Here is an 8,036-nt window from a genome sequence, read left to right as displayed (position 1 = left end):
AGGATGGGTAATATTGGCGGAATCGGTGGGCTGAAGCCCACCCTACAGATCGTTCAGACGGCATTGTTTGCGTTTTTCGGAGGGGGGGCAAATGAACCGCCGACAAACCGATGCCGTCATTCCCGCGCAGGCGGGAATCTAGGATGCGGAATCTCAAGAAACCGTTGCACCCGATAAGTTTCCGTGCCGACGGGTCTGGATTCCCGCCTGCGCGGGAATGACGGTTCAGTTGCGTAGGGCGGATTCGGTGTATTCGATGAAAACGGTGGAAATGTGGGATTGATGGAATCGGTGGGCTGAAGCCCACACTACAGAGCTTTCAGACGGCATTTTTTGCGTTTTCGGGATGGGGGCAGCAAATAAAATGCGTCATTCCCGCGCAGGCGGGAATCTAGGATGCGGAATCTCAAGAAACCGTTATATCCGATAAGTTTCTGCGCCGACGGGTCTGGATTCCCGCCTGCGCGGGAATGACGATTCGGGCATTCCTGACGATTCGGGTATTCCCATAGTTTCGCCGGGCGGACGTGGGAAAATGCGTAACGGGCATTGTGGGCGCGGAACGAGCGGTTTTATGCCCCGGATTTCCGTTTTCGCGCGAACATATCAGCCCGCCTGCCGCGTTTGCGCTTGAAATCGGGTATGTTTCGTCTTAAAATATGCTGCTTTCAGGGTATAGGCACTTGCCCGAAAAGCACGTTACGCGTCTATCTTACGCGGCGTGTTTTTTTTTGACCGGATTTTTCCGACCGGATGCCCCCTGCCGAAGTCCCTTCAGACGGCATTGTCAAGAATTTTATTAAAAACAGGATTCCCATCATGAGCACCCCCGCCCTCCTCGTCCTCGCTGACGGCAGCGTATTTCACGGCACATCAATCGGTTACGAAGGTTCGACTTCCGGCGAAGTCGTGTTCAATACTTCGATGACCGGCTATCAGGAAATCCTGACCGACCCGTCCTACTGCAAACAAATCGTTACCCTCACCTATCCGCACATCGGCAATACCGGCACCAACGCCGAAGATGAAGAAAGCCGCAGCGTTTACGCCGCCGGTTTGATTATCCGAGACTTGCCGCTCTTGCACAGCAACTTCCGCGCCTCTGAAAGCCTGCACGACTATTTGGTACGCAACAAAACCGTCGCCATCGCCGACATCGACACCCGCCGCCTGACCACGCTGCTGCGCGAAAAAGGCGCGCAAGGTGGTGCCATTTTAACCGGCGCAGATGCCACCGTTGAAAAAGCACAAGAACTCATCGCCGCATTCGGCAGTATGGTCGGCAAAGACTTGGCAAAAGAAGTTTCCTGCACGGAAACTTACGAATGGACGGAAGGCGAATGGGAATTGGGCAAGGGTTTCGTTACTCCTGACGAACAGCCTTACCACGTCGTCGCCTACGATTTCGGCGTGAAAACCAACATCCTGCGTATGCTCGCCTCGCGCGGCTGCCGCCTGACCGTCGTCCCCGCCCAAACAAGCGCACAAGACGTGTTGGCACTCAATCCCGACGGCGTGTTCCTGTCCAACGGCCCCGGCGACCCCGAGCCTTGCGACTACGCCATCAAAGCCATACAAAAACTGATGGAAAGCGGCAAACCGATTTTCGGCATCTGCTTGGGACACCAGCTCATCAGCCTCGCCATCGGCGCGAAAACCCTGAAAATGCGCTTCAGCCACCACGGTGCGAACCACCCTGTACAAGATTTGGACAGCGGCAAAGTCGTCATTACCAGCCAAAACCACGGTTTCGCCGTCGATGTCGACACCCTGCCCGCCAACGCAAGGATTACCCACAAATCCTTGTTTGACAACACCTTGCAAGGCATCGAACTGATAGACAAACCCGTGTTCTGCTTCCAAGGGCACCCCGAAGCCAGCCCCGGCCCGCAAGACGTCGGCTATCTGTTTGACAAATTTATTGGCAATATGAAGGCGGCAAAACAATAAAGCTGATTTTTTCAGACGGCCACACTCAACTCAACAATAGGCCGTCTGAAAACCAAACCTCAAAAAATATAAATTCAGACACCCTCTCAACATCTATACTGTCTGCAAACTCAGCCCTCAAATCAGAAAGGAAAAACCATGACAGAAAAGCAAATGCGCATCCTATCCGTCGTCGCCACCCTGACCGCCGTCGGCATGTACGTTTCCTATATCCCACAAATCCAAAACAACCTTGCCGGCAACCCCGGCTCGCCGCTGCAACCCCTCGTCGCCGCCATCAACTGCACATTATGGGTTGCCTACGGCTTTTTGAAAGAAAAACGCGACTACCCCGTCATGCTGGCAAACGCCCCCGGTATCATTTTGGGCTTGATTACATTTATCACTAGTTTTTAAGGAAGTTTTCAGACGGCCTGTGCAACATAAAAACGCAAAAGGTCGTCTGAAAAAGAGTCACCAAAATATCAACGGCAGGAATTTTTCAGGTAGCTTTTTATAGAAAGGCAGATGGAACAAACGCCGCGAGCGTTTTTTCAGACGACCTTTGAACCCATCGGTAGGGTGTGTGCCGCAAGGCACGCACGCGGTGGGTCGGGATTGCAGGGAAAATGAAGAACGCGTGCGTGCGTACAGCACACACTCTATATGCGGGCTACGACTTGTACAATCTGCCGTCGCTTACTTGACAGTTTTATTGGCCTTGCCTCAACCTACGTGTGCTGATTATTTTAAATAAATAGAATCATGGATATGATATGGAAAACCCAGATAAAAAAACTAAACAATTAAATTTGCCAATATTAATCTCATCAATAATGGCATCAATAGTAGTAGCAATTACTTTTATTGCTTATGCTTCTCAGTTCCATAGTTCACTTGGAGACCAAGAAAAATTCGGGCAGTTTGGAGATTATATTGGTGGTATTCTTAATCCAACATTAACGGCAGTCAATATCTTTTTGCTTATATATTTCCACAAAGAAATTTTGGACAAAACCAACCAAAGCCAAGGAACAGCTGAAAAAAGCTTGCAAATAGCTGAACAAAACCTGCAGAAATCGCAAGAATCTTTTTTATTAGCAGAGGATAGAGATCAAATTTTTAAACTAATAGAAAATCATCATTACATTTTACGGTCTTTAATGGCCAAGGATGATGAAGGTGAAATTCATCGTGGAATTGATACATTTTGGCTTTTTCGAGGAATGTTAGAGAAAGGATATAAAATTCAATCTAGGAATACGGAAGAAAAAAAAGAAAATGCGAAGGGTGCGGAAGAAAAGAAAAATGGAAAAGATATAAATTCATTAAAGGAGTCATATAATTTTATATACAAAGAACAACAGCAGCGTCAATATTTAGGACATTATTTTAGAAATTTATTCCATATTTTTAAGTTTATTGATGAATCACAATTTAATGAAAAAGAAAAGAGTGAATATGCAGAAATAGTAAGAGCGCAATTATCTTATCTTGAATTGCACTTTCTTTTTTTGAACTGTTTAATTGAAGAAGGAGAAGATTTTAGACAGTACGTTACAAAATTTGAATTGCTTAAAGAATTAGAATATTTTGAGTTCAACCCAAAGTCAAAAAAAGACAATATCACCCCTATAAGAATTGAGATCTCACCAACTATAGAAACTTGGAAAAAGGAAACACCATGCCCAAACGTACCGACCTAAAATCCATCCTTATCATCGGCGCCGGCCCTATCGTTATCGGTCAGGCCTGCGAATTTGACTATTCGGGCGCACAGGCCTGTAAGGCTTTACGTGAAGAAGGCTATAAAGTCATTCTGGTGAATTCCAACCCCGCCACGATTATGACCGACCCTGAAATGGCGGATGTTACCTACATCGAGCCGATTATGTGGCAGACGGTGGAGAAGATTATCGCCAAGGAGCGGCCTGATGCGATTCTGCCCACGATGGGCGGTCAGACCGCGCTGAACTGTGCGCTGGATTTGGCGCGCAACGGCGTGTTGGCGAAATACAATGTCGAGCTGATCGGCGCGACGGAAGACGCGATCGACAAAGCGGAAGACCGCGGACGCTTTAAGGAGGCGATGGAAAAAATCGGCCTCTCCTGTCCGAAATCTTTTGTCTGCCACACGATGAACGAAGCTTTGGCGGCGCAGGAACAGGTCGGCTTCCCGACGCTGATTCGTCCTTCTTTCACCATGGGCGGTTCGGGCGGCGGTATTGCCTACAATAAAGACGAGTTTTTGGCGATTTGCGAACGCGGTTTCGATGCGTCTCCCACGCACGAGCTGTTGATTGAGCAGTCCGTGCTCGGCTGGAAAGAGTACGAGATGGAGGTTGTACGCGATAAGAACGACAACTGCATCATCATCTGCTCGATTGAAAACTTCGACCCGATGGGCGTGCATACGGGCGACTCGATTACGGTTGCGCCGGCGCAAACGCTGACGGACAAGGAATACCAAATCATGCGCAACGCAAGCTTGGCGGTATTGCGCGAAATCGGCGTGGACACGGGCGGCTCGAACGTGCAGTTTGCGGTGAACCCTGAAAACGGCGAGATGATTGTGATTGAGATGAACCCGCGCGTGAGCCGTTCGTCCGCGCTGGCTTCCAAAGCGACGGGCTTCCCGATTGCGAAAGTGGCGGCAAAACTGGCGGTCGGCTTTACGCTGGACGAGTTGCGCAACGACATCACCGGCGGCAAAACCCCCGCGTCGTTCGAGCCTTCCATCGACTATGTCGTGACCAAAATCCCGCGTTTCGCGTTTGAAAAATTCCCTGCCGCAGACGACCGCCTGACCACGCAGATGAAATCGGTGGGCGAAGTGATGGCGATGGGCCGCACGATTCAGGAAAGCTTCCAAAAAGCCCTGCGCGGCTTGGAAACAGGCTTGTGCGGCTTCAATCCGAGAAGCTCCGACAAAGCGGAAATCCGCCGCGAACTGGCGAACCCAGGCCCCGAACGTATGCTGTTTGTGGCAGACGCATTCCGCGCGGGCTTCACGCTGGAAGAAATCCACGAAATCTGCGCCATCGACCCTTGGTTCTTGGCACAAATCGAAGACTTGATGAAGGAAGAAAAAGCGGTTTCAGACGGCATTTTGAGTGATTTGGATTACGCCGCCTTACGTCGTCTGAAACGCAAAGGCTTCTCCGACAAACGTTTGGCACAATTGTTGAACGTAAGCGAAAAAGAAGTGCGCGAACACCGCTACGCGCTGAAGCTGCATCCCGTGTACAAACGCGTCGATACCTGCGCCGCCGAGTTTGCCACCGAAACCGCCTACCTCTACTCTACTTACGAAGAAGAATGCGAAGCGCGTCCTTCCGACCGTAAAAAAGTGATGATTCTCGGCGGCGGCCCGAACCGCATCGGTCAGGGCATTGAGTTTGACTACTGCTGCGTTCACGCCGCGCTTGCCCTGCGCGAATCGGGCTTTGAAACGATTATGGTCAACTGCAACCCAGAAACCGTGTCCACCGACTTCGACACCAGCGACCGCCTCTATTTCGAGCCGCTGACATTGGAAGACGTGTTGGAAATCGTCCGCACCGAAAACCCGTGGGGCGTGATTGTGCATTACGGCGGTCAAACCCCGCTGAAACTCGCCAACGCGCTGGTTGAAAACGGCGTGAACATCATCGGCACGTCCGCCGACAGCATCGATGCCGCCGAAGACCGCGAACGCTTCCAAAAAGTGTTGAACGACTTAGGCCTGCGCCAACCGCCCAACCGCATCGCCCACAACGAAGAAGAAGCGCTCGTCAAAGCCGAAGAAATCGGTTATCCGCTGGTCGTGCGCCCGTCTTATGTTTTGGGCGGCCGCGCCATGCAGATTGTTCACTCTGCCGAGCAGTTGCAAAAATATATGCGCGAAGCCGTGCAGGTTTCCGAAGACAGCCCCGTGTTGCTCGACTTCTTCCTGAACAACGCGATTGAAGTCGATGTAGACTGCGTTTCAGACGGCAAAGACGTCGTTATCGGCGGCATCATGCAGCACGTCGAACAGGCGGGCATCCACTCCGGCGACTCCGGCTGCTCGCTGCCGCCCTACTCCTTAAGCGAAGAAATCCAAGACGAAATCCGCCGCCAAACCAAAGCGATGGCGTACGCGCTGGGCGTGATCGGTCTGATGAACGTGCAGTTTGCCGTACAGGACGGCGTGGTGTTCGTATTGGAAGTGAACCCTCGTGCCAGCCGTACCGTCCCCTTCGTCTCCAAAGCCACCGGCGTGCCGCTCGCCAAAGTCGGCGCGCGGGCGATGGCGGGGATTTCCCTGAAAGAACAAGGCGTGGAAAAAGAAGTCGTCCCCGATTTCTATGCCGTTAAAGAGGCCGTGTTCCCCTTCATCAAATTCCCGGGCGTGGATACGATTTTGGGACCGGAAATGCGCTCCACCGGCGAAGTCATGGGCGTGGGCGCAAGCTTCGGCGAAGCCTACTACAAAGCCCAACTCGGCGCGGGCGAACGCCTCAACCCGACCGGCAAAATCTTCCTCTCCGTGCGCGAAGAAGACAAAGAACGCGTCATCAAAACCGCCAAAAACTTCCAAGCCTTAGGCTACGGCATCTGCGCCACGCGCGGCACGGCGCAATACCTGACCGAACACGGGCTGATTGTACAAACCATCAATAAAGTCCCCGAAGGCCGCCCGCACATCGGCGACGCGCTGAAAAACGGTGAAATCGCACTGGTCGTGAATACCGTTTCCAGCGATCCGCAATCCGTGTCCGACAGCCACATCATCCGCCAAAGCGCATTGCAGCAACGCGTGCCGCAATACACCACCACTGCCGGCGGCGAAGCGATGAGCGAAGGCGCGAAAAGCCGAGACCATCTGGGCGTGTACAGCGTTCAAGAGTTGCACGGGCGTTTGAAAAACCGCAACTGATGCCTGAATCAGGTTGAACAATGCCGTCTGAAGCCGTTTTGCGGTTTCAGACGGCATTTTGTCATTCGGAAAGCCGATGTTGCCACATACAAGCCGCACATAAGGAACAGCCCTATCACGCTCCCCATATAGACTGCCATTGCCGCCGGCTATACATCATCTTATTTATTTTTTCTCAAAGTTATTAAGTAAGCAAAAACAGTTTTATGACGGATTTCTATAGAATTATCCACAGAGATTGTTTCCCAGTTCCTCCGCCAAAAAATCCAAAAATACGCGTAAGCGGAGGTTGACGGCTTTATCGCTGTAATAAACAGCATTGAAGGGGTGCGTTTTATTGGAGGTTTGTTCGGCGAGCAGGGGAATTAACTTTCCTTCAGCGATGTCGTTGTCAACCAAAAAATCTGATAAGCAAGCAATACCGCAACCTGAAAGGCACAACGAGCGTAAGATTTCACCGCTGCTGGCGGTAAAGTGCGGTGAAATTTTATAGGGATTTCCTTGCGCATCTAAAACCGCCCATGTATTTAGAGAACCGGGTTCTGTGAAGCCTAAACATTGATGGTTGGCAAGATCTTCTGTAGATTGCGGCGTGCCGTGTTTTGCCAGGTATTCAGGACTGGCGACTACGCGGAAGCGGCTGTCAAACAGATGGCGTGCACGCAGCCCGGAATCGTCCAATTCTCCGGCCCGTAAGGCAATATCGACTTTGCGTTCAATCAGATTGATATAGCCTTCGGAAGAAACGAGCGAAAGTCGGATATGCGGATAGCGTTCGTTGAATTTTGCTGCCAGTGGCGCCAGCAGATGCAGCACCATCGGCATCGCGGAATCCACGCGCAACACGCCTTGCGGCACTTCGTGCACTGCCAGCATTTCGGTTTCCGCCGCTGCCATTTCTTGCAGGATTCTCTGCGCGCGGCGGAAATATTGCGCGCCTTCTTCCGTCAGACTGAGTTGCCGCGTGGTGCGGTTGAGCAGGTTCACACCCAACTTTTCCTCCAGCCGTTTGACGATGCGGCTTACGGCAGAATTTGCCATCGCCAACTGCTCCGCCGCACGGCTGAAGCTGCCGCTTTCCACCACTTGAACAAATACGGTCAGTTCTTCTGAATTGGTTTTCATTTTATTATTCCATTTGACGCAAAAGTGTTTTCTTATTTTTGCACTTTTAAATTACAAAGTAAAACGGCACAATACATTCATC

5 protein-coding genes are annotated in these 8,036 nt (G+C 51.3%); 4 read left to right on the top strand and 1 reads right to left on the bottom strand.

Going from position 1 to position 8,036, the window contains the following annotated elements; genetic code table 11:
* Window positions 1-819 precede the first annotated feature (819 nt).
* From carA to carB, 4 genes are all read left to right on the top strand, one after another.
* On the top strand, window positions 820-1,950 hold the full coding sequence (gene carA / locus ACNAU7_RS09765; RefSeq protein ID WP_416302107.1) for a glutamine-hydrolyzing carbamoyl-phosphate synthase small subunit: 1,131 nt from the start codon (window positions 820-822) through the stop codon (window positions 1,948-1,950).
* 138 nt (window positions 1,951-2,088) lie between these two features.
* Complete coding sequence (locus ACNAU7_RS09760) at window positions 2,089-2,346, top strand: SemiSWEET family transporter (RefSeq protein ID WP_016687622.1); 258 nt, start codon at window positions 2,089-2,091, stop codon at window positions 2,344-2,346.
* 359 nt (window positions 2,347-2,705) lie between these two features.
* Window positions 2,706-3,635: a putative phage abortive infection protein gene (locus tag ACNAU7_RS09755; protein WP_416302106.1), complete on the top strand. Its 930-nt coding sequence runs from the start codon at window positions 2,706-2,708 to the stop codon at window positions 3,633-3,635.
* Window positions 3,614-6,829, top strand: coding sequence for a carbamoyl-phosphate synthase large subunit (carB, locus tag ACNAU7_RS09750; protein WP_416302105.1), 3,216 nt, complete (start codon window positions 3,614-3,616; stop codon window positions 6,827-6,829). The genes ACNAU7_RS09755 and carB overlap by 22 nt, the downstream gene beginning before the upstream one ends.
* Before the next feature lie 225 nt (window positions 6,830-7,054).
* On the opposite strand, the gene crgA is transcribed toward carB, so the two are convergent.
* Window positions 7,055-7,954, bottom strand: coding sequence for a LysR family transcriptional regulator CrgA (gene crgA / locus ACNAU7_RS09745; RefSeq protein WP_416302104.1), 900 nt, complete (start codon window positions 7,952-7,954; stop codon window positions 7,055-7,057).
* Between the last annotated feature and the right edge of the window lie 82 nt (window positions 7,955-8,036).

The organism is Neisseria sp. LACPHL-SPEC-2024-00856 (genome assembly GCF_047915665.1).
Lineage (GTDB): Bacteria > Pseudomonadota > Gammaproteobacteria > Burkholderiales > Neisseriaceae > Neisseria > Neisseria polysaccharea.
This window is presented reverse-complemented; position numbering and strand designations above follow the sequence as displayed.

Coding starts and splice junctions, on each gene's coding strand:
- carA (WP_416302107.1), top strand. CDS start 820: ATGAGCACCCCCGCCCTCCTCGTCCTCGCTGACGGCAGCGTATTTCAC.
- ACNAU7_RS09760 (WP_016687622.1), top strand. CDS start 2,089: ATGACAGAAAAGCAAATGCGCATCCTATCCGTCGTCGCCACCCTGACC.
- ACNAU7_RS09755 (WP_416302106.1), top strand. CDS start 2,706: ATGGAAAACCCAGATAAAAAAACTAAACAATTAAATTTGCCAATATTA.
- carB (WP_416302105.1), top strand. CDS start 3,614: ATGCCCAAACGTACCGACCTAAAATCCATCCTTATCATCGGCGCCGGC.
- crgA (WP_416302104.1), bottom strand. CDS start 7,954: ATGAAAACCAATTCAGAAGAACTGACCGTATTTGTTCAAGTGGTGGAA.